Annotated in this window: 19 protein-coding genes and 1 riboswitch; of the genes, 15 read left to right on the forward strand and 4 right to left on the reverse strand. The window is 39.5% G+C overall.

Going from position 1 to position 24815, the window contains the following annotated elements:
* Nucleotides 1–142 precede the first annotated feature (142 nt).
* From AC58P7_RS14735 to AC58P7_RS14760, 6 genes are all read left to right on the forward strand, one after another.
* Nucleotides 143–328: a hypothetical protein gene (locus AC58P7_RS14735; RefSeq protein WP_497344004.1), complete on the forward strand. Its 186-nt coding sequence runs from the start codon at nucleotides 143–145 to the stop codon at nucleotides 326–328.
* Between the two features lie 220 nt (nucleotides 329–548).
* Nucleotides 549–1016, forward strand: a complete 468-nt coding sequence (locus tag AC58P7_RS14740; RefSeq protein ID WP_497344006.1) for a hypothetical protein — start codon at nucleotides 549–551, stop codon at nucleotides 1014–1016.
* Complete coding sequence (locus AC58P7_RS14745) at nucleotides 1016–1639, forward strand: TadE/TadG family type IV pilus assembly protein (protein WP_497344008.1); 624 nt, start codon at nucleotides 1016–1018, stop codon at nucleotides 1637–1639. Before AC58P7_RS14740 ends, AC58P7_RS14745 begins: the two co-directional genes overlap by 1 nt.
* Nucleotides 1640–1758: 119 nt before the next feature.
* Nucleotides 1759–2382 carry an HD-GYP domain-containing protein gene (locus AC58P7_RS14750; protein ID WP_497344010.1) on the forward strand — a complete coding sequence of 208 codons (624 nt, stop codon included), beginning with the start codon at nucleotides 1759–1761 and terminating at the stop codon, nucleotides 2380–2382.
* Between the two features lie 40 nt (nucleotides 2383–2422).
* Nucleotides 2423–3970: an S-layer homology domain-containing protein gene (locus AC58P7_RS14755; RefSeq protein ID WP_497344011.1), complete on the forward strand. Its 1548-nt coding sequence runs from the start codon at nucleotides 2423–2425 to the stop codon at nucleotides 3968–3970.
* A 130-nt stretch (nucleotides 3971–4100) separates the two neighbouring features.
* Nucleotides 4101–9686 (forward strand): Athe_2463 domain-containing protein, encoded by a 5586-nt coding sequence (locus AC58P7_RS14760; protein WP_497344013.1) that lies wholly within the window; start codon nucleotides 4101–4103, stop codon nucleotides 9684–9686.
* 138 nt (nucleotides 9687–9824) lie between these two features.
* On the opposite strand, the gene AC58P7_RS14765 is transcribed toward AC58P7_RS14760, so the two are convergent.
* The gene (locus tag AC58P7_RS14765) at nucleotides 9825–10478 is read right to left on the reverse strand and encodes a prepilin peptidase (protein WP_497344015.1); all 654 of its coding nucleotides are present in this window, start codon (nucleotides 10476–10478) and stop codon (nucleotides 9825–9827) included.
* Between the two features lie 60 nt (nucleotides 10479–10538).
* Nucleotides 10539–11645, reverse strand: coding sequence for a tyrosine-type recombinase/integrase (locus tag AC58P7_RS14770; protein ID WP_497344017.1), 1107 nt, complete (start codon nucleotides 11643–11645; stop codon nucleotides 10539–10541).
* Between the two features lie 281 nt (nucleotides 11646–11926).
* On the opposite strand from AC58P7_RS14770, the gene AC58P7_RS14775 reads away from it, so the two are divergent.
* The 3 genes from AC58P7_RS14775 to AC58P7_RS14785 are packed head-to-tail and all read left to right on the forward strand — an operon-like array spanning nucleotide 11927 to nucleotide 14326.
* A complete protein-coding gene (locus AC58P7_RS14775) occupies nucleotides 11927–12166 on the forward strand; it encodes a hypothetical protein (RefSeq protein WP_497344019.1) in 240 nt (79 codons plus the stop codon).
* A gap of 29 nt (nucleotides 12167–12195) precedes the next feature.
* Complete coding sequence (locus AC58P7_RS14780; RefSeq protein WP_497344021.1) at nucleotides 12196–13164, forward strand: helix-turn-helix domain-containing protein; 969 nt, start codon at nucleotides 12196–12198, stop codon at nucleotides 13162–13164.
* A gap of 46 nt (nucleotides 13165–13210) precedes the next feature.
* Nucleotides 13211–14326 (forward strand): GGDEF domain-containing protein, encoded by a 1116-nt coding sequence (locus AC58P7_RS14785; RefSeq protein WP_497344023.1) that lies wholly within the window; start codon nucleotides 13211–13213, stop codon nucleotides 14324–14326.
* A gap of 141 nt (nucleotides 14327–14467) precedes the next feature.
* Here the strand turns inward: AC58P7_RS14785 and AC58P7_RS14790 are convergent, their stop codons facing one another.
* A complete protein-coding gene (locus tag AC58P7_RS14790) occupies nucleotides 14468–15409 on the reverse strand; it encodes a hypothetical protein (protein WP_497344025.1) in 942 nt (313 codons plus the stop codon).
* Between the two features lie 627 nt (nucleotides 15410–16036).
* On the opposite strand from AC58P7_RS14790, the gene AC58P7_RS14795 reads away from it, so the two are divergent.
* Nucleotides 16037–16570 carry a hypothetical protein gene (locus AC58P7_RS14795; protein ID WP_497344027.1) on the forward strand — a complete coding sequence of 178 codons (534 nt, stop codon included), beginning with the start codon at nucleotides 16037–16039 and terminating at the stop codon, nucleotides 16568–16570.
* Between the two features lie 379 nt (nucleotides 16571–16949).
* Nucleotides 16950–17039, forward strand: a riboswitch (cyclic di-GMP riboswitch).
* A gap of 139 nt (nucleotides 17040–17178) precedes the next feature.
* On the opposite strand, the gene AC58P7_RS14800 is transcribed toward AC58P7_RS14795, so the two are convergent.
* Nucleotides 17179–17625 (reverse strand): type II toxin-antitoxin system HicB family antitoxin, encoded by a 447-nt coding sequence (locus tag AC58P7_RS14800; protein ID WP_497344029.1) that lies wholly within the window; start codon nucleotides 17623–17625, stop codon nucleotides 17179–17181.
* Between the two features lie 379 nt (nucleotides 17626–18004).
* On the opposite strand from AC58P7_RS14800, the gene AC58P7_RS14805 reads away from it, so the two are divergent.
* The 5 genes from AC58P7_RS14805 (at nucleotide 18005) to AC58P7_RS14825 (ending at nucleotide 24766) form a co-directional block, all read left to right on the forward strand.
* The gene (locus AC58P7_RS14805) at nucleotides 18005–18766 is read left to right on the forward strand and encodes a LytR/AlgR family response regulator transcription factor (RefSeq protein WP_497344031.1); all 762 of its coding nucleotides are present in this window, start codon (nucleotides 18005–18007) and stop codon (nucleotides 18764–18766) included.
* 38 nt (nucleotides 18767–18804) lie between these two features.
* Nucleotides 18805–20526, forward strand: coding sequence for a sensor histidine kinase (locus AC58P7_RS14810; RefSeq protein WP_497344033.1), 1722 nt, complete (start codon nucleotides 18805–18807; stop codon nucleotides 20524–20526).
* Nucleotides 20527–20583: 57 nt separating this feature from the next.
* Complete coding sequence (locus AC58P7_RS14815; RefSeq protein ID WP_497344035.1) at nucleotides 20584–21558, forward strand: hypothetical protein; 975 nt, start codon at nucleotides 20584–20586, stop codon at nucleotides 21556–21558.
* A 329-nt stretch (nucleotides 21559–21887) separates the two neighbouring features.
* Nucleotides 21888–22859 (forward strand): hypothetical protein, encoded by a 972-nt coding sequence (locus AC58P7_RS14820; RefSeq protein ID WP_497344037.1) that lies wholly within the window; start codon nucleotides 21888–21890, stop codon nucleotides 22857–22859.
* A 683-nt stretch (nucleotides 22860–23542) separates the two neighbouring features.
* The gene (locus tag AC58P7_RS14825) at nucleotides 23543–24766 is read left to right on the forward strand and encodes an alpha-D-ribose 1-methylphosphonate 5-triphosphate diphosphatase (RefSeq protein WP_497344039.1); all 1224 of its coding nucleotides are present in this window, start codon (nucleotides 23543–23545) and stop codon (nucleotides 24764–24766) included.
* The last annotated feature ends 49 nt before the right edge of the window (nucleotides 24767–24815 follow it).

Below are 24815 nucleotides of genomic sequence, written 5' to 3' on the forward strand. Positions count from 1 at the left end.
TTGTAGTCGTCGTCGGTTTATCTATTCGGGCCTGAATGTCGGGAATTATATCAAGTCTAATGCGATTGTATTTCAGTTATGTTTATCCGTTATGGAGAAATGGTTGGCTTAATTTAAATTAAAATTTAAAGGAGAGATACACTTGGAAAAACTAATTTTGCCCGTCATCATCACTATCATTCTAGTTGCAGCTGGGTTCTATATGTATAACAGTGGGAATGGAATTAATGCAGGCGTTAACACCGGCACTCAAAAGGTTAATATGAAAACAAGCACATTCGATTATAGCGGTTCCGTTGGCCCAGGCGCGGGACAGGCGCTACCGTAAGCGTTATGGAGAAACCAGCACTTATCATCGTAATGAGTATAATTTTCATCGGTTTATGTTCATGGGTTTTTCTCGGAAATAACGGAGTGAATAAAAGCGTTCAAGACGGATACGATCGTCTAAAGACACAAGCGCGTTCTTATGGCTATAAGCCTGTACCGTAAAAAAAGCAAGGGGGGGCTACCCCCCTATATGAAACTACATTGAAGGAGGAGGAGCAGTGAGCAAGTTACTATTTACGCTAAGAAAACCAATCGGGAACCAAAAAGGCGTTACAGATATGATCGTTTTACTTATTATTCTCCCGATATTCTTATGTATAACAGTAATGGTGGTAACGTTATTTGTATTTATAATGCGTCAAGCAAAGCTCGATGACATCAAGGACCGAGCACTGCAAATGGTCGAGACAACAGGATATTTATCGCCTGCAATCATTACGGATACGAAAACGAAACTCGCTGCCATCGGATATCCTTCGGTTACTAAAGGTGGAGTGTCGTATCCGATATTCACAGGCAGTACAATGACAAAAGTAGGGAAATTCGATGCTGATCCAACTGTCAAATTGATAATTCAATACCCCGCTTCGGACCTTGCGAAATTAATGGTGTTCTTCGGCGTTTCCTCAACTGAGGATCCTGGCTTTTTCTATCTTGAAGCTTACGGAAGAAGTGAAGAAAAGTGATGAAATTGAAGATTTTAAGAAACGAGCGCGGCGGAATTGCAGTTATGGTATTTACTCTAATCGCTCTAGTGTTCAGCATTCTTGTTATGGTCATTTGCCTTGACTATATATTGCTCTATAACATCCAAAACAAGCTTAAAAATGATCTGAATACAGCCGTCCATGCCGGTTCACTTTCTATTGATAAAGTACAACTATCACAAGGTTTCTTCAAATTGGATACAACAACACCTGGCTCCCGAGCTCAGGATATGTTCTATAAATATCTTCGCGCCAATATGGCTCTCGACAATAACAATAAGGCACTCCCCGGAAGTAGAATTTCCCTTAATACAACAGTAAATGTCGATGAATTGCTTTACGTGGATTATGAAGCGGGTACAATTCTAAACCTTAACACAAAGCCAACATCCTGTTCTTATTCCATCGCATCAACTACGGTAACTTGTTCAATCACGTTAAATGCTGCAACTTCAACACAAATCACCCGTACAGTAACAGAAAAAGTCATAGGTCCATCACTAGTGGCAATCGTAGATACAATTCACGAGGGGATTGGAGGAATCTCAAATGAACCCTTGTTAATTCCCGCTGTGCAAGAGGTTTATTTTACAAAGAAATAGTTAAAAAAGTTAGGAGTTTGGTTAATTCTAATATATAATATAATTATCGTATATATACATATATATATACAACTATTATTGCTTGGATAGCTTTAAGGAATCCCAGCAGATGCGGGAGGGTGAATATTATCACAATTGAACTAAAGGTCGAAAGCTTCATTATGGACGATTTAAAGATCATTTGGAGTAAAACAAACGAAAATCTCGAGATCATGAGAGTCATACAAGCGCTGTTTAGTTGTTTAAATATTCGCGACCCGCTGACAGCTGCCCATTCACTTCACATGGCCGAATTCTCTTTCCAGTTAGCAAATCGTTTCGACTATGAAAATACACATCTATACTATGCTGGTTCCTTGTTACACGATATCGGCAAAATTGGGATGACGGACGAAGTGTTAAAAGGTAAAGACATTCTCACTCTGGAAGAGCGCGAATGTTTGAGGGATCATGTAAGAGATGGTTATCGTTTGTTGAGCGAACTAAGAATGCCGCAAGTCATACTTGACATTGTGAAGTACCATCATGAGCGATTTGGTGGGTTTGGATACTTAGAGGGATTAAAAGGAACATCAATCCCTCTACCAGGACGTATTGCAGCTATTTCAGACACGTATTCTGCTTTGACATCAGATAGACCATATTCAAAGGCATTGAGTAGGGATGAAGCGATTCGACTCATGTTAAAAGACAAAGAGCAATTCGATCCTGAAATCTTTGCATATTTCATTGAAATGCACTGAAAGCAACAAATATTTACTAAAAGGAAGGTTGGGATATTAAATGAAAAAGTATTTTATGTTATTCCTTGCTTTAATCATTGCAATGAACGTAGCGTCTACCGTTTCTGCAGCAGATACGAAATCTGCTGTATCGGTGGCTAAAACATTCGACTTGGCACAAGATCAGAAATTAGTAGTGTTTATCATTGAGGGGTATGATGCTGCATTTAGCGTGAGTATGTCGAATCCTGGTTCAGGTGAAATTACTTCAACCACTTCAGAAAAACTAATAACTGCAAACGGACCTACTTGGAGGAATAAAATTACAGTTAAGGATGCAAAAAAGGGCCTTTATGATTTTATTATACAGGCTCCTAAAGATGCATATTACAACTTATATATCGAAACACCACTTTTTTCGGATATTTCAGGTCACTGGGCTGAAAGTGTAATCACAGACGCCGCTCGTCAAGGTGTTATTCAAGGCTTCTCCGACGGTTCTTTCCGCCCAGACGATATCGTCACAGGCGAGCAATTCATGGCTTTGATGTTCAGGACTATTGGGGACGCCAGTGGCTCTGGTAATGACACAATCATTAGTTGGAATCAAAAGTTTCTACAGCATGTCCGTGACATTAATCCAGAAGGGTACAATTTTTTGAAAGATGCTACTATCAAGAACAGTTTTAAGTTTCAACAAGGCGAGGGTTCAGATTGGGCCAAGCCATTTATTGACATGTATTATGATATGGGACTCATTCATTCATTCGATATGGTGTTTAAACAAGGAAGCGATGCTTTCAAAGATCAATTAACTCGTGAACGAGTTGCTTATTTGATCTCGCATTGGTTGCTCCAGTACGATCAGGCACATTCGAAGACCTATGAAGATTATGTTGCTTCACATGCGATTAAAGACTTCACTGATTTCACAGCAGGTAACTGTGTTTCCTGTGAAGTTGGGTACGCCTTTTCCTCAGGTGTAATGCGAGGGTACCCCGACGGTAACTTCTATCCGCATCGTTATGTTACTCGTGCTGAAGCTGCGGCTATTGTCGTTCGCTTGAAAGATGATACTAAACGTGATCCTTACAAACCTGATCTAACTGGGGTTGACTATTCTGTGGGCGATGACGGCGGAATGAATATTTTCCCTGCACACGAGGACTATGTTCATTACAGCAAAATTAAAGAACTCGCTTCCAAGTATTTGACACAAGGAACTATTGATCACGGTATGGCTTCCTTTACTGTTTGGCAGTCAGCTCAAGAAGCCAAGGAAGGTATCTGGTTAGCCAAGCAAGGACTGAGTGAGGAATATGATAGTCACCCACAAACAAGCTTTTACCTTGACTATACCACTTTAGTTGCGGGCGGTAAAAGTATGAATGTGGAATACCGCACCCCACGTAACATCAAGTCTGATGAGATGATCGACGCCATGTATGCCTACTGGGTCGGGGAAGAAAACGTGAAAGAGTTTAAGAGTTTGGTTTCGGTCGGAAGTGATTTCAAGTTTCTGGGCAAGACTTTTAGGGTTTATTTGAAGGGTGACTTCACCCATGTGATGTACTTGTACAGAACTGCCGAGAATAGATTCGACAAATAATGTTGTAGGGCTAGGGAGATAACGGAGAAACCCCGTTGGAGTTGACAAACGTCAACTCTTCCGCTCAACCTACATAGCTTTTGTAGGGACACCAAACATCGAGGACTGATGCCAATTGATTGTAAGGAAGATGAGGTCTGTTTTACCAACAGCATTTGTAGCTATCTTGATCATCTTGGGGTTTTTGTTCCACACTCCAGATGCGCTAGGTGCTACGCCATCAGCATCTCAGATAGATGGAACTGCCTGTGGGTATAATGACAGCGCCAACGCCGATGGTAAAGTTCCTGTGGGAGTCGCTAAGTGCAATGTTAATAATTTCAAGTTCAATAGCGATTACTACTACGGAAGTTGGACCACCGGACATGGGGTTGTCAGCGCAAGAAATCTTGTGGTTTATGGTAATATTTATTCCATACCTAACAATCGTTTCAAAAAGGGATCTCAATCTGACCCAAATAACCCAGCTACTGTAAATCTTTCGGATGGGTATTTTTATTCCTATCAAAGCCAGTATGGTGGCAGTGTTTACGGGGAATATGAGTACATGGGATACTCTGCAGACGGCACACTTTACCATAACGTCTATTTCATTAATGACGCGAATGCTGGTGTTGCCAACTCAGATAAGCATTGGATATTTCAACCTTGGTATGCTTGGAGTATGCCTAACAGGCCAACCGACCCGGGACTGGTCTATAATGACTCGGCTGGTACACCAAATAACCCAATGAACTCAAATTTCCTCAACCTCTCAGGAAACATTACTAACTCACTAGGTTTCCCAATCTCACAAGGTGTCGATTATGAAATCAACCCACGGGCCATATTATCGGACAGCGACCCACGTAATTACATGCGTGTCGATCAACCGCCTACCACCCGTGAGTCCGGGTTTGGTACCATGTGGCATTTCAGTTGGTTTAGCAATAAGGTATGGTATCAAACCTTCCCTTTAGCTAAGCTAACAAACAAAACACCTGACGAGGTCTTATTACCTGCCGCCAAGGTATTGGATGGTGAGCCTATCCCACTGATGGTGGCGAAGACCGTCACTGTAAACTATGAGGTATCTGGGATTTTGGATGATGCCTCAAATGTCGGTTTCCTACAGGGGCAGATTCTTCACTACACTCGCAAGGACATCAAGTCTTGGTGCTTAGGCATCCGTGATGAGTTGCACGGGGGTTACCGCAATCGTTGCTCCGACACATCTTCTGACGGTGTTGTTGTAGACGGAAACTCTGCCAGTGTGGACATTCCTCTAGAGATTGACCAAGCGAAGATTGATAAAACCAGTCAAGGTAACTGGAAATACACTACAAACGCTTCTGTGCAAGTCGTTTACTTCGATGGTACTTCCAAACTCAAGTATGTGAATGTCACCGCCAAGTTCAAAGATGGTTACGGGAAGATATTGTCTAAGTTCAATGTTCGAAAAGAATCTACGGTATCTGATAGGAATGATTTCACTGCTGACAGCATCAAATACAAAGACACCTCTGCTGGTGACATCGGAACATATGAGATAAAGATCACTTCGGATAAAGGTGGTAGTGCAACATTCACCTATCATGAAAGTGTTCAAAGCCTATCTGACTCCGCCGTGTCTGCTGATCTGATCGGGTTTGTGAAAAGTCGATTCAGTGCGACACCACCTACTACGACTCAGGATAAGCAAACATTCACCATAGTTCAGAAGGTTTTTGACAAAGACGATCCAACAGTGACCGACACTTCCCAGCAAACTTTTGTGGCGATAGTGCTGTGTAGTTGCACACCAAAGACCTTACCTAGCGGCGGGTTAAACCCGGACTATCCACCACCACCACATTTCTTGAATATCGAAGGATATATGCCAGATCGTTGGTATGATATTGTGCCTTTCCCAGCTAGGGACGACACAAAGCCATTCTTCGATCCTGAAGGTGGCGGTACCACAGGGGCAATTGTTAGCCGTTCCTGCGCGGTTGATGGTGTGGACATTGACACTGCAAAGTTCTGGGCAGGTCAGTATGTTTTTGGTGATAACGCAGATGGTATACATCAAATTCATTGTAAATGGATTTCTGATGATGGATCTGAGTCTATTTGGACAAAGTGGACTGTAATCTATGACACCAAACCACACGTGGCGAATAAGTTTACGGGGCTCTTCAAACAAAATCGTACGATGATCGCGGACAATATTTCTCCGTCCACCAACGATAGATTCGTAAGTGATGCCTACCCGATAACTTATACCTACACGTTTACTAGCTTGGATGATTCGTCCCTAAGAGTTCGAACGGATACCAACATGCAGAAAGTCTTCATGTACAAAACACCTGGCCGTTATCGAATTAGTCTACATGCCGTTAATACATTAGGCAGGGAATCTGATCCATACGATGTTGACTTTACGATACAACCTGATGAAGCACCCGCAATCATTGCTCATGCTTATAACTCACAGGTGAGTCGTTTAGACAAAGTTGGTTTGTATTATGACGTGCAAAGTACCGATGGGGATCTGATCGCTTCAAAAGCGTTGAAGGTATATTATGATGTTGCTAATAATGGAACTTTTAGCACTTTGGTTGGAACTTACACGGGTGATTTAACATCGATACCCGCGATGTCGAAAATAGGACAATACAAAATTGTAGTCGACGCAACTGAGTCCACCAATCAAGACAGACTTATGGAGTTTATCACAGCTGCTGATGACAAAACAAAAACATTTACCTCTTATTTCTTTGTAGACAACTATTCACCAAGCAGCGACTTGTATCTCGACAAGCCGAATGTTAAACCGAATGTTGACGTATTCTTTATGCTTGATAAGAATTTAACACAAACGTCTACGGATTTTATCAGAGGTAATAAGATTACGATTTCCAATTGGATGACGCAGCGTAACATGATTCCAGCTGTAGATATTTGGGATATGAAAACATATACCTTCACGCAGCCCGGCTCTACATCTTCTTCGACTGGGTCTAGTTACCCACCTGCGTCGACTTATTACTGTAGTGCAGGTGGGTATTGCGGTACTTTACCACGCACAAGCGTAAGCAACTCACCATATCAACAAGATGATGGGAGTTACCAAACGCATACAGAATCCCAGTCATTTTCGGGTAGTTGTACAAACAGCAACCCATCGGCAGGCGATAGTTGCCCTGGTTCCCAGTCAATTAATTCAGGAGGTTACTCTGGGTCAATTGGAAGAAGTGGTACAAGTTGTTCAACGGGCACAAGACCGGTATATGGGATGCTACCTGCCGATCCACCTGACCATCCATTTTCATACTGGGGTCAAACTGGAACGGAAACGTATAACACTTCTTGTACTGCTTCATATTCAGGTACTTTAAGCAAGCAAGTCACTCAGTGGGTACCTAATTGGCAGTGGCATGATAGCTATACTGGTTACTACAACGGAACGTTATACAAGGATATCCGTCAGACCTACGATTCTAGTTTTCAACGTGTCAATTCTGAGAAATATATTGTGTATGTATCCGATGGTACAATCAGCGAGCTTGCTGATTTGCAATATGTTGCGAGTAAGAATGCCGCAAAGATAATTTTGGTCGGCGGATCTGGAATGTCAGCTCAAATAACAAATGATAAGTTTATTGCTAACAATAAACCTATGGATCAGATCGTTCCTGATGTTTTGGATTATATCGCGTTAAGTAATCCAGCCATTCCAAAGGCATTCACGCTCATTGGCGATACGGTAAAAATGTATACGGCAACAGCGGACTTTGAGAACGATACAATTCAAAACAGCACAGATCAACTTATGGTTTATCAAGAACCTACGTACTTTGATAATTCGATGGGTTATGATACCGTAAATGGTAGCCTGTTAACTAACTCAAAAGCTTCCTCTACATGGAAACCATATGTAGGATCTTTTGTTCCAAGTAAACCAGGTAAGTACACTGTATTAAGGCGAATTATGGATTTACCGTCTACCGATCCTAAATTTGCGTCCTATGCGTATTATTCGAATGAATCTACAATAGAAGTTATTGCACATCGCAGACCAATTGCAGATGTCTCACTAGATTGGGATTACGATTTAGCGAGTAATACGTACATTACCAGATGGGTAGATAAGTCATATGATTTAGATCACAATGTCACTAGGGCCGCGACGGATCGAGGGATTGCACTTAGAAAATTGAGATTTACCAATGTTGCGACAGGTGAAGTATTTACAACGATTCCATCTAATTTAGCAGCAGGCACCTACACCCTTAATTATATTGTTCAAGATATAGAAGGGGCATGGTCAGATCCAATCGATAAGACATACACCCTTGTAGCAGCTCCTCCGATACAGTTCACGAGTAATCTAAACACAGTAGACTCGACGTTTAGTCTTGGCAGTGTTCCTGCAAGTGAACAATTAAGAGCTTTTGACTTGTGGACGCGGTACCCGTATTCAATCTACTTGACACTTCAGCTTCCACCAAGTGGGGGATATATCAACCAAACAGTCCCGTACTATAACGGGACGAAAAATGGCAATGATATCACCTGGAATAATGTTAACATGACTATTCCAGCAACTACGCCTGATGGAAACTACGTGTTCCGCATTATGGCAATTGGTGCGGCTAATGGTTCTACGGCTACCAATGATTACAATGTGACAGTCTCAACGCCGATCAACTTAACAGGCCGAATCGATAACACATTTAACACCGACGTATCTACAATTGTCGCTAACTATCCTTTAACGTTGCGTGCGTGGACGACCAAGTATCCAACCAATGTAACAGTGACAATGTTCAAAGGAACGGGCTACCAAACAACTTTGACTTTATCAGGTTCAACAACATCCTCGGTAGGGTACGGAAGCAAAGACTGGTCAAATGGCTATACACCAGGCAACGGAATTCCTGACGGTAGTTACGTATTTGAATGGACGGCTACAACACCAAATGGTAATGTGCAGAGAGTCACAAAGACGATTCAATTTACACACAACACTCCACCATTTGGAGATTTCAAAATTTACACATACAATGCGGCAGATACATCTATGCCAATTTTTGAGGGAGATACTGTACACATTGATCCGGTTGGAGTGGGTGACAATGAGCACGATTCATTATCTGTGAACTACACTGTAATGAATCCATCCAATGTCGTTGTTCTCAATCAAAATTATACGTACACATTCCCTTACCCAACGAGTGGGGGACCATCTTTCATTGCAACGTCGGTAGGTACCTATACGGTCACTCAAACAATAAGTGACGGAAGAGCAGCACCCGTTACTAAGACTCGCACATATACAGTGAATCCTCTAAATGTGACTGGCGCCGTATCGCATACAGCTCAGTGGGAAGCAAACAGACTAAGTTTCAATGTCGCAAACCCAACCGCACCGCGGGCATCTGACACATTCTGGGCAGGTGAGCAATTTATCCTTGCATCAAGTGTAACTGATACGGGAACATCATTAAGCAAAGCGAGCAGCGTGTCAGTAACACTCATTGAAAATGGTGTAACGGTCAATCTGACTAGTTTGTCTGGCGGTCTGAATTGGGGAGGTAACATGTGGCAGAGTAATTTCGACTTACTTCCCGATGGTACCTATAACTTCAGGTTTGGGGTGACATACTCAAACGGAGTGGTGAAAACGACAATTGTCCAAGTGAAGATTAAGGACGACATATGGGACCAAGCAAAATCTCACAGATTACATTAAGACATTTACCTAAGTGAATAAAATGCGGCAGTCGTGGACGAAATAATGTCCTTGAGACTGCCGCGTTTTTTATTACAAACAAATCTTATAATTCTCATCTCTAATTTATCGGTTGTGTCGATTCCACGTTTATGGTGCTTAAATAACGAATGAATAAACAAGCCAGTTTGCAAAATTATCTCCCCATATGTAAGAGATAAGAGAAGCTGCAGCAATAAATGGACCGAACGGTAAGATCGTATTTTTCTTTAATCTTCCTAAAAGTAGTATGATGATGCCTGCGATCGTCCCTGCAAAGCAGAAAATGATGAAAGAGAAAATTGAAAGTTTTATTCCAAGAAATAATCCCGTCAGAACTAATAACTTAATATCGCCGCCTCCAATTGATTCTTTATTTGAGGTTAAATTAAGGAACAATGCAAGCAAATAAAAAATTCCAGCACCGATTAGAGCAGCAGCTACATAGTTCCAATATGGAAGCGTGTGAATCCAAAGGCGGAGGCAAGCGATGATAAAGATACCTGGAATAACGACAATATCTGGAATGATCAATCTTTGCAAATCACAAATTGTAATGGTTATAAGAATTACTGTGTATGGAAAAGCAATAAACCATTCCATATAGTCTCGAATTTGAAAAACTAAGAATCCATAAACCATCAAAGAAGATAACTGAACAAAGAGAGTGGTAAGCGTAGTTCTACTTTTTAAAGGAGCTAAATGACTGGATAGAAGTTTCAACAGCCCCCAGGAGCATAATACTCCCAATATGGATACGACAATGGCAATCATGAAAGAGTACATAAAAAAATTCCTTCCATTATATAAGCGATTTTAGTTACCTTCAGTTCGTCACACTTTAAAGCCGGTCAAATCAACAAAATCACTAACATCAATTTCTTTCGATAGATCACGATGCAAGTAGTTCTCCTCAGTTGTCTTGGATGTGGCATGCCCAAGAGTCTTACCGATGCGATCAATAGATGCACCTGCTTCAAACGCACGTCGAGCAAAAAAGTGCCTGAAGAAGTGAGCTGTCGTTTTGTCACCTAGTCGCGTTCGCAGATTTGCTTGTGCGAGCTTCTTCGAAACGATAGCAGACAAACTGGTAAGGAGATAATGTTTCCCGCTTCGATTCGGGTAAAATGGGGATTCGTCCGCTGGATCGATTTCCGTATTCAATCCGAGTCGTTTTCGGTATTCCACGATCTCAGCAAGCACATAATCCTTGATAAGCGCATCCCTTACACCATCCCGCTTCGTTACAGTCCGCAAATAATGTTTTTTTCTTGCTGAATCATAAGATAGGTCTTTCCACTGAGGCACTATGATTTCGTTTAGTCGTAAACCTGTTGAAGCCAAAATCATCATGAGGCATCGAAACTTAGGATCATCATCAAAAAAGGACATGGCCTTCTGTAGTGAAGCATCATCAATATCCCTTTCTGGGATTTGCTTCTTATCAAGCTTTACCCCGATTAATCCACGAGTAAGATCCACACTTAGATACCTCTCCGCGTAGCACCAAGCTATGAATGCTTTTAGGATCGTGATCTTCTTAGCCTGAGTCTTCTTCTTTGGATAGCGATCAGCAATCCATTCCTGATATGCTTCCATCTGAGCACGTTTCAAGTCTCGAATATCATGTACCCCTTGTTCCGCAGCACGCTGTAAAAATTGCATGAGCTCACGAGCATATTCAGCCTTGGTAATGTTCTTTCGTTCTCCATCTTTCCGATGAATGTATAGATAGACCATTCCAAAGTTTGAAACATTTGAAAAATCGTAATCACCATGTTCATTCTCCTTTTCAGTCACAAAAGAACGAACGCTGAGATATAGTGAATCATTTAATAGTAGATGTAAGAGATTGGAATTGAATGAAGATTGATTTAATACATTATCCTCCAAAAATAATGTAGAGGGTAAGAGGGTATTCAACTGGATCACTCCAAACATAATATTTCATACATATATTATATCAAAAATAATTTTTAAAAACTCTCGTAAATAAAAAAAGTGCTAAGTTTATATCTAAACAAAAATAATAGATTATTAGTTGTGTTTAAGACTAACTATCGTATTTGAACTAATATGTAAATTAAACTTTCTAAGTAATGATAGATTTGCAGTGTGTTATAAAAATGATAGTCAGTTAAAATATGAAAATGATCTTAGGCCATGATATAATATTCATATATATAAAGATAAAAATTTGCACGTGGAAGGGAGCATTTATTATGGATTTTACTTGGAAGGAAGATCGTATATTAATCATAGTCTTAAACATAGTGGCTTGCTGGGTAATTATTGGACTTGGGAATATGGCAATTTCGGAAGTACATCCTTCAATTGCTTGGGGTGTTTGGGGAATTACTTTAACAGTGGTAGCTTACGCAATTTTTATGTTCTTTTGTCTGCTGATATTAACTATTTCAAAAAATAGAAAAAGTGGGAGTATTAAAAAGAAATTGAAGTAAATGAGTACGAATGAAAGGGTTAGAGCACAATGGAGTATTTGAAAGCAAAAGAAGCGGCAAATGAATTAGGGATCACGGTTACTTCCCTTTTCAAGTTAAATAAACATCTAGATCCTCAGAAAAACTTGAAACCAGTCAATCCAACTACATACAAAGGGGATGGCGGTTATGTTTACCTGCGCCAAGACATTGACCGGATAAAACCAAACTATGTACGGAAGGACTTAACATCGGCCGAAGCAGCGAAGCAAATTGGGCGATCAACTACGTTTATTCACAAACTGATACGCGAAGGTCTGCCTTACTACGAGGGTGAACTGCGTGGTAAGAAAACGTATTTCATTAGAGAAGCCGACTTAGAGCATTTTGTAACGAAAAATCCTAACAACGGTAAGCACGACATGATGTACGACAATAAAACTGGCGCCTTTCTTTTTCAACCATATCTCAAAAACGGGGATATTGCTCGGATCATGAGCATTAGAAGAGTTAATGGTAGGAAGAAGGAAATAATGCTTCAGACTGGGACAAACGAATTTCTTACATATGAGCAAGCGATTGTGGAGGGATGGGTACCAACTCTGACCATTGCCGACAAAAAAATCATAACAAGCTATGGATACGCAAGTTTTGATTTTCCCATTCCAAGCACGTTAGACTCCTTAATTTACGAGCTAATCGAGGAATTATTTAAGCAGGTTGGAGCTACGAACATCCGGATTACGGTTAATGAACGAATATTAGTGGAAGTCAAAAAGTCTGTTTTGCTAGGCATACTTCCCTCTACCCACCCTGATTTAATTGATAAGATGAAGATGTTTATCAAGTCTGGGAGTATTGTTCCCAAGTATGACGGAATCTTGATAGATAGCGGCTTAACGCCTTTGACTTTTTACTTATCACAAGGCAAAAAAGAAGAACTGCTGCGTAGAGCAGAAACAGAAGGAAAAACGCTACAAGAATGGCTTGAGGATCACTTTAATGAGATCATTACTTAATTGAAGCTAATGTATAGCTTTTCTAATAAACAAGGGGGGAAATTCGATGATTCAAACCATTTTTACAGGACAAGGTGGCGGGGTTTACTACTCGTCGTTGAACATAATCGTGATGTCACTTATGTTCCTGCTAGCCCTTCGATTACTTCTTCACCGGCAGAAACGTGCGTATTTGACGCTGAGTCTTTGCATGGGTGTCATGCTCTTTGGGCAATTAGTTCTTTTAGTAGCTGGGCTAACTGGACTTGAAGGCGGAAGAATAGGCGGGGCACTTCATTCTGCGCTGAATATGAGTTCGTTCATTCTTGGGAACTTGGGTATTTATCAGCTGTACGGACAAACAACGAAGCGGGTTATGCTTATCGTATATGGTCTTTTGATTGGAGCCGTCATACTATCCGCAATCCCGATCGCCAGCGATGTATTTGCTTTATTGTTAATTTCTTTCGCATTCATGACTATAAGCCCGCTTTTACAGGAGAGCAGAATACATCAAGTTAGTTTAATCTTTTACGGAGTCGCGTCTGCGGCACACACTGCTAATGAATTTATTACAAGCTCAACTATCTTGCAAATTTTTGATAATCTATTCCGGATCATCTTTTTTGGATGTTTATTCGTAATTCTCTTTGACAAGGTATTATCCCTAATGGAGTCCAGTTATAACAAGTCCACGAGAGATAATTTGACTGGGTTATATAATCGGTTTTACTTCTATACAACTGTTTCATACTTAATTAGCGAGAAGAAAAAAATTTCCATTTTATTCCTGGACATCGATAACTTTAAAAAATTGAACGATACGCGTGGACATTCAGAAGGAGACAAAGCCCTGATTTCAGTCGCATCAATACTGCGAGAGGAAGCAGAGGAATTCGGTATTTCTGGGAGATATGGCGGAGAAGAACTAGTAATGATGATCGAGGATGCAGACATAAACCTGGCCGAGTTCGCTGAGAAAATACGTGAGCGTATCGAGCTTGAAACGATTGTGACGGCAAGTATCGGGGTAGCTACATGGTCGGAAGGCGATAGCACTGATGAGATAATAAAGAAAGCAGACAAAGCGATGTATGTTGCTAAAAAACACTCCAAGAATTTTGTTGTTTTTTTTGGTGATATAACGGAGGAACAAAGGCAGCTGTATCTAAAGGAAATATAATTATAATAAAATGACAATACATGGCTAAATCAGGATTTGGAGAGTGTATTGAGGCAATAGTGTATCGGGTTAATTAACAATAAATAACGGAAAAAGAGAAGGAGAGTCCGCAGATATTCCAACCTTCTCTTTTTTTTGCTTTTAGGACTTATTTCGTAACGCTTTAATTTGACTTTCATATTCATTCTTCTGGACATCCATTTGAAGACGTAAAGCTTCATTTCGTTTTTCGTAATCAGTCCTCATATTTTCAAGATCCTTCTCGCGTTCCTTACGCAGATCCTCAATTTTTTGATACAAACTACGAATCTCCGCAGTTGATTCTTGGCTCGCCTTTGCAAATTGGTTTTGTAGATCAGTTTGTAATTTCAATAAGGCCCTTTCTTTTTCGGTGTCTTTAGTGACAACCAGGAGCGCTCTTTCATCGTGATAATGCTTCTCTTGCTGGAGTATCCGTTCATCACTAATTTTCGACAACGCTTCAAGGTTATCGCGTTCTTCTGATAATTCTCGTTCGAGATCGCGATAATTCCGTTTAAGTTCAGTTAATTCCTCATGTAATGTACTTCGTTCTTCGAAGCCGCTTTTATATTGCGTTACTAAGCCGGCGAGCGTGTCATTCTTTTCCTTGTAGGATTCAGCGAGGGCTTTATTGCTCTCACTTGATTGTTCCACTTGCTTTGCATATTTCTCAGCATCGTCCCGCAGTCTGCGCTCACTAGCTACTTCCTCTTGAGCTGACTTGAGATCCTTTTCAAGCTGGGTTTGATAGAGGTTGATTCTCTCGATTTCATGTCGCTTTTCCTCAAGCGATTCTTCACCGATACGAGAAATTTCTCTTTTTTCAAAGGCTGTCCTTTGCGCGGCATTCATAAGTAAGGATAAGAGTCTGCTCGTCAAACCCTCTGCTTCCTCGATATCCATTCTAAACTCTGGGACATCACTTTTTAAAACATGAAGCTTCCAAACATCCTGAGCTTTTTCAAGCCACTCTCTATCTGATGCTAGTCCGGATTCTGCGATGGTTTGATTTAGTACGTCTTTAAATTCCTCAGAGATACCGTTAAAACTCTTTTGTGCCACGGGATCATTCCACCTCTCTCGCATTTATGTGATAATCCAAATACTATCAAAATAGACTTATAAAAACAACATATAGTATTGGTATTATTATTTGGTATCATTCTGCCGGGACAAGGATATTAATAACAAAAAACCGCCTCTCTTGTAAGAAGAAGGCGGTCTATAAAGATCTATATGTTATTATTGTAGTCCCAATAAAATAGGATTGTTAACAATGTTATTACTTGTTAACAACATATATGCCGTTACATAACTAAAATGATGTGCGGTGGTTTCATGATTGGTGGGGCCATAAATAATTTATGAGGATGATAATAACATAATCCAGAGGAACAAATCAAATATCTATTTTCGTTTAACAAATATGGGAACGCAATCGGAGCTGATACGGTGCAAGATTACATATTAAATGTATCGATCGATGTTTTTGTAAGGTAAGATAGTTTGCTTACTGCTAATCACTATGATAATATCTTTATAGTATCAAACTAATCGAATAGAGCTGGTGTTCATATTTATTTGAACGCTGCCAACATAAAGAAGGAAGCACCTTCTCCCAGGCCGTTAGGCTTGAGAGGGGTGCTTCCTTTTTTATTACCATTATTTTACTAAGTGAGGGATTTTACGATGAAAACAATTTTTGAAAGCAAGGGATCACAGGGCGACATGAGGAAATTAGCAATACAACAAACCACTTCTATAAAGGGTCTAGTTTTGGGTAAAGTTGGTGAGGAAGCAAGCGTTTATTTTCCTAAATATGGGGGTGTAGGAGCGCGATTTGGCTTGAACTCTTTTTTCATCGGAACGACTTCTCAATTTATACTATCCGTCGCAAATGCTGATTTAGATGTAGAATTTCTTATCGTGTATGATGGGAATTGGGATAGCAACATCGTTATGAGGGATGCTATTCGCTATGTAAATGATCTTTTTCCGACCTTACTATTTCGACAAAGACGTGGAATACTCAAACAAATCGGTAACCTGATGTACTCGGTGCTATCCGAATATGATTCTAAGCAACTTGAGAAAATTAAAACGCAGGAAGTTTCAGTTCAGATGGCGATTGACAGGTACGAAGTACTTACAGATCTAGAATGGATTGAAGAAATGATGGAAGATAGTTCGGAACATTTAGAGTACCGCGTACTTATCGAATAGAACAGCTTTGAATCTGATTATAGCGTATATATACCGGCGATCCGAAAGGGAGCATTGTCACCTAACCTAGAAGAAGCAATTATAGAAGCTAAAATATACCTACTTGAGAGTGTTCATGAGGCTCGCAGAAGCGGGCAACAACTCCCGATGGATAATTCAACCATTGATACAATTTGCGTGGCTGTAGACTGCGGATAACCGCGCTGACGCGCTGGATCATCGATGCGAGGACAAGGTTAAGTGAAGTCTGCAAGTATTGGTCGGCAAGGAACTATTTAAGAATTTTATTATAGTACAATACTCCTATTGTCGAATTATGTGATATTATAGGTAAATAAGAAATGTTATTTGCAATTTAAGTGACTGTTTTTATTTCGATGTTTTAATTTGGCAAACTTACTGAAAGGTAAGGACGCAAAGCTAAGGGTCTAAAATTCCTGAAAGGAGTCATGACAGCCTGGTTGCCGGAGTATTTACTTTACCTTTGGTAATAGGCTTCTTCCCCCATTATTATTGTGGGTGAATAGCTTATTACCTTTTTTGTTTTGTTTTAAAATGCCAAAAAACCGCAAGCCATTACAGGCAGGCGGCGAATACAAAAAATTGCATTAAACTGCTTCTTGAACCACTTTTAAAGCAGAATCGGTCACAACCTGAGTGGAAAAAATTGTTGACACAAACTTCTTGTGATTTACCGATTTCTCAAGGTGCAGTTGTATTAGATCACGGATACAATCTAGAGTTTCTTCCTCTGTATCACCGACGACATTTAAACGGAAATCTGGCACGTATGCTGAAATATTATTTTGAGCGTGATCCTCTTCGAGTAAAATCGTATAAAATGAATCACTCTCATCTCGCAAAGTAACAACCTTTGACGCAAATACTTTGTGATTTGGACAATCCTTAAGGTGCAGTTGAATTTGATCACGAATAGAATCTAGAGTTTCTTTCTCTGTATCACCAACTGCATTTAATCGAAGTTCTGGTACATATGCTGAAAAATTTCTTTGAGCGAATTTCTCCTCAAGTAAAATCGTATAGTTTCGTATCATGTATTTTATCCTCCTGGTTAAGAGATTATCTAGTTGTTTTGTACTAACTGTTCTCAATTATACCCTGCTCATAGTACTATAGTTTTAAATATCCTAAATGGCAGATAATTCACCCTATGTGGTAAAAAACTCGTTGTTTTTTGTCGAAATAGATCGAAATACACAAATTTCATCTTAGTTTCATTAAATTTCGACAAATATAACGGAGGAGATTATATCATAATCGTGACTCCCCCAACTAAAATCCGAGTCTAAATGCTTATAAAAAAATCAATGAGGGACCTTAGGTGGATAGAACCATAACCAGCAGTAGTAAGAACCCGAGTGGCAACAGCTAAAAATTTCAATTTTATTTCCCCGATAAAGGAGAGTCTCGTCTATGAATCAACTTTCAGTAATAATAGCAGAAGATCAAGAGATAGATCGTGAAAAACTCGAGTTGTACGCACGTAGATTAGATATGAAGGTGCTTAGTTCATCAGGATCTGGGGATTGGTTTGTTGATGACTGCCAAAAGTACGTCCCTGATCTCGTCTTCCTTGATATAGGGCTTCAAGGGACAGATGGAATTACTGCTTACAAAAAACTACTTTCTAAGGGAGTTAATCCATACCTCATAATGGTCTCGGGCACACAAGACTCAAGCCTAATACTAGCGGGCCTTGCAATGAACTGTATTGATTTTGTAACCAAACCTGTTACTTTCGATCGACTGCAACTTGCCGTGGAGAAAGCTAGAACAATAATTGAAAAAGATAACTCTTTTACTAAATCGGCTCCTGGCAAAATCATCGAATTGAAAAGTAATTATAGAACCGTTTTGGTAAATGAAAATAAGCTAATATATGCCCAAAAAGTAAAGGGGTTACATAAGGTTAAGGTATTCGTAGAAGATAAATTGTCCGAAATTGAAACTTCAACCCCCTTAACAGACATTCTTGCTCAATGCTCAGAGAGTGTCTTTTCTCCTAATCAGTCTAATTTAATAAACTTTAAATACATAAAAATGGTTTATCCATGCACATCTTTCTTAGGGAAAACAAAAGTGAAGATGGATTTAATTAATGTAGAAGTGGATCTATCGAGAAGAAATAAGAAGGAATTTGAATCATGGTATGCCCGCCTTTCTGAATCACTATAAATAAAAAAATCGAATACGTTATTTCGGGAGGATTTCCATTGAAAAAAATAATGACCGTTTATATTATAATTGCCGTATTAATAATGACCGGTATTAATTTCACGTACTATTTCACGAGTAAAAACACACTTGTTACTGAACAAGAAGAAAAGATATCAACTCTTGTAAACAGTATGACAATAGCCATCAAAAATTCAAATGAAGGAGAGCAATTATTTGAAGATATGGTGGGACTAAATTTAAGGACAGCTTCCGTAGCTGCACAGTATGCCCTGCCTCCAGATATTGAAAAAGTGCAAAATGAAGAGCTCGTTAATATAAAAGATAAATTAATGATTGATGGCATTACTCTAATGAAAAAGAAAGATGATGATATTATTGGATATCGTTCATCTGACCCCAAAGAAATTGGAATGAGCACAAAAGGCTGGACGAATGGGTGGTTCCAAGCATTTACACAGTTAATAGAAAATCATGATGCCAAAATGGGAGGTCCCCTTAATTTTGGCCAGATTCTTCCTAACTATTGGAGTGGACCATTTGACACTTCAACTACGAATACAAAAAATATTGATAAATGGGGTTATTATAACGATGGCCTAACAAATTACATCATTGACCCATATGTTCATGATACTCACCTGTTAGACTTTAGAAACGCTACTGGCGTAGATGCTACAATTACTCAAATGGTAAAAAGTAATAAGTGGCTCATTGAAATTGGCGTTCTCAATCCTGATATTGTTAGTGGAACCCTAAAGGAAAAGCCATCAAAATGGTACCAAAAACGGAAAGTTCTATATGGAGCATATTCATACCCTGATGTGAATGATTCGGATATTTCTTTAAAGAGTATCCAGAGTGGAAATCTCACTAATACTTTTTCCTCAATTGATGGAAAAGATATTATGAGAACCTACATACCACTAAAAAACGTTGCATTAGGGGCATACCATTCAGATTTACTTTTGTGTATTGTTACGGATTACAAAACGATCAAGTATACTCTCTTTAAACAGCAACAGAAGCTACTCTTCATTATTGCAGTAGTCACACTGATCAGTATAATTGCTTTAATTATTACGATCCGATTAGTTAATCGTTCCAAAGAAGAAGCCGTTTTAAATGTACAAGGCGTGTATACAGGAAATATTGATTCATTATTCAACTCGATTAAAGAACAGAGGCACGATTTTACTAATCACGTAAATACAATTCATTCTCTTCTGGAGCTCGGAAAGTATGACGACTTGAAGTCCTATACGCAAGAGATTATTGGAGAAACTCTGGAGATTAACGACATAATAAAAATCGATAATCCCGCGCTTTGCGCATTGGTTCAAGCGAAGGCAGCTCAAGCAGTCGATAAGAAAATTGTATTTGAACACGAACTCGCGAACATGGACGGACTTAGTAGTAGTGCTGTTAAGGCAACTGATGTTGTGAAAATAATCAGTAATCTTCTCGATAATGCATTTGAGGCAACGACGATGGAAAACGAATTGAACGAAAGGAAAGTTAAAATTCAAGGTGCTATAAATGCTGGACGACTAAATATCAGCGTATATAACACTGGCAAGCCAATTCCGGAAGAGTTAAAAGAAAAAATATTTGAATCTGGCTTTTCAACAAAAGGAGTAGAAAAGAACTCTGGTTTAGGATTAGGAATCGTGAAGAAACTATTGAGCAAATACCAGGGCTCTATTCAAGTTTCTCATACAGATGGCGGTAATCAATTCGATATGCACCTAGTTCTATAATGTGAATAAAGATATTCATTAACTTGTTTCTAATGAGAGGAGAACGAACGAGAAACTATGAGAAGACGAAATATATATCTGGACTATTCTTCTATATCTTTACGTTTAGATGCCCTAGCTGATCAAATAAAAGCAGAAAATTTTGATGCCATTGCAATCTTATTAAGAGGGGGGTCATTCCCAGGAATGCATATGGCATTTCTTACAGGACTTCCTTATTTCTTCGTTGAATACGATCGCCCTAATAACTGCATAGTACCATTAGGTAAAATGCCAGCGTCTAATTCTCGAATCTTACTATGTGAAGATTTTGCTGGAAGCGGGAAAACCTTAATTAATAGTATGAAGCTACTGAAAGAATCTGGTTATACATGCTCATCTCTCGTGGTATGCAAGGATCTATTGTCTGCCTCAATACCAGATTATTACTGCTTCCATTCTGATGAGGAAGGTGCAAGATTTATTCTACCCTGGGAACGATTCATGATTAATGATAAGGAGTTCATCCAGAATCCCGAATTTTCGGATCACCACTATGAGCACACAGCATGGGATATGGATGGAGTTTTCTTGCAAGATGTTGACTCAATTCATTATCAGGAGGGCCTAGAAAAAGCTCTGGCATTAAGAGATACCTATAGGCCCGCTTCTTTCTCCCCAACAGTATCAAACGGAGACATGATAATTACAGGTCGACCCCTTATCGATCAAGAGAGAACGCTAAAATGGCTACACAATAACAACTACCATATACCTGTTTCTTTTAGGGATGACGGTGTAGAATTTCCTGATGCAGAAAGTACTGCACGCTGGAAAGGAAGCCGCGCACTTGAACTAGGGTTCACACATTATGTGGAAAGTGATGCTGAGCAAGCTGCTCATATCGCCGCGCTTTATCCAGAATTACGTGTAACTTTGTGGAACAAAGGAAAGCCTCTGCTAATGCAAGCAACCTCTATACCCGCCGTGCAAACACGCCTGATAGAATTGACAATGGCGGTACGTCAGGGGTATACACTTATAGGGTTGTAAGACAGATATTAAGCTAGTTTCAGACAACTTATAGCTTCAATCGAGATATAATAAAAACAGTAAAACTATTGAAGAAAATAATAGAGACCTATAAGGTAGGTGAAACAGTCAACCTCTTATAGATTCTGAGTTCTCGTGTAAATTTAGGAACCTCGCGGCTGGAGCGGGTTTCTTTCTCGTTCAACCAATGACGTGCTTTCAGTCACAAAATGGGCCAAGGTTCTATTATGGATGAATGAGAATAATATAGTAGATTCCTGTGTTCCAGTGAACATACCAGAATAACGAATAATTTTATTTAAAATGAAGGCTGGAGAGGTGATTCGAAGATGATTGATCAACGTGAGCAAATGCTCTCAGAAGTTGTATTTCCCACTGGATTGCTAAATTCATCTAAGGTATTAGATTGGCATCCTTTGTATAAAGGTAGAAATGGCAAGGTGATTGTCCGGTTTTGGATCAATCTTCAAGGGCAACGAGAGGCTTTTATTTATAAGCCGTTAACCAATGGAACCACATGCGGTCGTGAAAAATGGATATACGATCACTTATTGGGTTCTGTGGATGTACGCTTTCCGAAACTATATACTGCTGCAGCACATGAAGATCCTGAACGGTATTGGGCGATATATGAAGATATGGGAGAGTTATCTCATCAGTTGAAAGATAGCGATTTTTTGGTTGCAGCTGCAAGTATTCCTAAGTGGCATAAGCTCTCATTGGAAAAGGTACCCTCGCATTTCAATGGGGATAAACCCGATCTACCCGGGATTCTACAGGTACTTGTGAATGACCTCCCAAATATAGAAAGTCGTGTAATTAAACTAGGACTAATTAAGGATCAAATAGAAGTGATCCATGAAGTCATTCGTCAAGGGAACAGTATTAATACGGATATAGTGGTTTCACACGGAGACTATCATCAAGGAAATGTGAGCCGAAGAGGCTCTGATTTTATCATTATGGATTGGGAGTATGTCCACCATAACTCTGTTTTTTGGGACTTATATAGTTTATTGGATATGAGTCATCCTGATTTCCCAAAAATGATCAGCTCTGACACACGTATAGCCGCATTACAAGCGTATATGGAGCAGAGAATGTCGCAGGGGGAGATGATGAATTCGGATTCTTTTGTAACTGACTATCATCGTTATACGATACTTCACTCACTTTGGATGCTAGAACTAATCGAAAAGGATTTAAGAAATGGGCAATGGGATGTGTCCAAGTTACTTCGAGCACAAGAAGAAACGGTTCATTCACTTTCGGATTGTTTGAGGTACATTTCTAATAATTGAAAAATTGAAAAATAAGAATGTGTTGAATGATATCGTTGAAATTATTGATGCGCTGAACTAACGTCAAAATATTTCCATGGAAGACAACAAAAATACCCTGGGATAATGACATTAAAATAGTCCCTAGTGTAAAGAAGTTTCGACACTAAAATGGTGCTATTCTCAGTTAATGACAATACAATACTGAAGAGAAATAAATGATACTAGAATGTTCTTTTTTAAGCTTCTTAGGGGCCTGCTGTCTAGCGAGACGCGACGCTTACGATGAAAAACTATTTTCAATATTCAAACCCACTTCGATACAACGAAGTGGGTTATTTATGTTTACCTCACATTCCTACTTGGTTTTACTCATTCTCTGTGCCGGTGATAGCGGCTTTTACGATCTTCCGCTTTCTGGTGCTCCCGCTCGGAACTGCTCGGGGACAGCAAAGGGATCCCACTTAAAATGTGCTAAACAATTCGCCAATCGAATTTTGTCGATTTTTATCGTAAGATGATTGAGTAATCCTATCGGTTGGTATATCATCAAAAGTAACGGGGCAAAGGGATGCATCGCTCCTTCAATGACAAGACAAGCGATGAGCACTCCGTAGAGAATTCCCCGAAGTATTACTAGCAATAAAAACTAGCGAGGTCAACTCAAAGTCGACCTGAGCTTCCTTATGAATCGGAGGTTTGAAATGGTTGAACATGGAAAAGGCAAATGGATATTGAATGCAACAATTGTGTTTCCCCATGAGGTTAAAAAAGGAAACATTTTTATAAGTGAAGGGAAAATTCAGGAGATATATGAGGGATACGTTTCTCAGGATTTAATAGATAATAACCAAGAAATAATCGATGCTACAGATATGTATTTACTACCAGGTTTAATCGATATACATTGCGACGCGATTGAAAAAGAAGTTCAGCCAAGACCCAATACATTATTTCCAATGGATTTAGCCATTTTTGAACTAGATAAGAAACTTGCAGGGAACGGTATTACTACTATGTATCAATCCGTCTCCTTGGGAGTTGGGTTGAGTTTACGCGGTGATAATTTATTAGTGAATTTACTCGAAAACTTAATAACTTATCGAAATCAGAGGTCAATGATTAGGCATCGCGTACATCTTCGTTATGAACTTATACATCTTTTAGGCATGGAACTAGCCACCGAGTTAATTCAAAGTGGAATAGTTGACTATTTGTCCTTTATGAATCACGCCCCGGGCCAGGGTCAATACAAGAAACCTGGTTCATTCGAATCATATATCATGAAGAATCAGGGTGTGGACAAAGATGAGGTCAAGAAAATAACTGAGAATGCAATCAAAAAGCAAGAAAGTATTGACTGGGAAAAGGTTAGAGCATTAGCCAATTTAGCAATCAATCAAGGGATCCCTATTGCTTCTCATGATGATGATTCTATTGCAAAAATTGATGATGCAATTACATTTGGAGTAACCGTTAGTGAATTCCCTCTAAATATTGAAACTGCTGATTATGCCAAGAAGAAAAATCTGTTAGTCTGCGTTGGTGCGCCGAACGTAGTTCGAGGTGTATCCCATGATAATAATTTAAGAGCAACCGATGCCATTAAATTAGGACTTGTAGATATCATATGTTCTGATTACCAACCATCATCCATGTTAAATGCCATCTTTAAATTGGTAAAGGAAAGTAGCATTAGCTTGTCAAAAGCAGTCAATATGGCTAGTTTAAATCCTGCAAAGGCGATGGGAATCGATAAAACACTGGGGTCCATCGAATACGGAAAAGAAGCTGATTTGCTTCTTGTGAAAGTAATTGATGGATATCCTTTTATCGTAAAAACGATAGTAAATGGGAAATGTGTATACTCGGCAGATTTTTTTCACTTTAATAGGGATGATGCATACCTAAGGGAGACGATTGTTTAAAGATTGAGAATTACTGAAAATAAAGTTCATTTGTGGGTATTTACATTTG

Source organism: Paenibacillus sp. J22FR5, from assembly GCF_059691975.1.

Excerpts from the sequence above, each read along its gene's own strand:
- AC58P7_RS14745 (WP_497344008.1), top strand. The coding sequence starts at position 1,016 with ATGAAATTGAAGATTTTAAGAAACGAGCGCGGCGGAATTGCAGTTATG.
- AC58P7_RS14755 (WP_497344011.1), top strand. The coding sequence starts at position 2,423 with ATGAAAAAGTATTTTATGTTATTCCTTGCTTTAATCATTGCAATGAAC.
- AC58P7_RS14760 (WP_497344013.1), top strand. The coding sequence starts at position 4,101 with ATGAGGTCTGTTTTACCAACAGCATTTGTAGCTATCTTGATCATCTTG.
- AC58P7_RS14765 (WP_497344015.1), bottom strand. The coding sequence starts at position 10,478 with ATGATTGCCATTGTCGTATCCATATTGGGAGTATTATGCTCCTGGGGG.
- AC58P7_RS14770 (WP_497344017.1), bottom strand. The coding sequence starts at position 11,645 with ATGTTTGGAGTGATCCAGTTGAATACCCTCTTACCCTCTACATTATTT.
- AC58P7_RS14775 (WP_497344019.1), top strand. The coding sequence starts at position 11,927 with ATGGATTTTACTTGGAAGGAAGATCGTATATTAATCATAGTCTTAAAC.
- AC58P7_RS14780 (WP_497344021.1), top strand. The coding sequence starts at position 12,196 with ATGGAGTATTTGAAAGCAAAAGAAGCGGCAAATGAATTAGGGATCACG.
- AC58P7_RS14785 (WP_497344023.1), top strand. The coding sequence starts at position 13,211 with ATGATTCAAACCATTTTTACAGGACAAGGTGGCGGGGTTTACTACTCG.
- AC58P7_RS14795 (WP_497344027.1), top strand. The coding sequence starts at position 16,037 with ATGAAAACAATTTTTGAAAGCAAGGGATCACAGGGCGACATGAGGAAA.
- AC58P7_RS14800 (WP_497344029.1), bottom strand. The coding sequence starts at position 17,625 with ATGATACGAAACTATACGATTTTACTTGAGGAGAAATTCGCTCAAAGA.
- AC58P7_RS14805 (WP_497344031.1), top strand. The coding sequence starts at position 18,005 with ATGAATCAACTTTCAGTAATAATAGCAGAAGATCAAGAGATAGATCGT.
- AC58P7_RS14815 (WP_497344035.1), top strand. The coding sequence starts at position 20,584 with ATGAGAAGACGAAATATATATCTGGACTATTCTTCTATATCTTTACGT.
- AC58P7_RS14820 (WP_497344037.1), top strand. The coding sequence starts at position 21,888 with ATGATTGATCAACGTGAGCAAATGCTCTCAGAAGTTGTATTTCCCACT.
- AC58P7_RS14825 (WP_497344039.1), top strand. The coding sequence starts at position 23,543 with ATGGTTGAACATGGAAAAGGCAAATGGATATTGAATGCAACAATTGTG.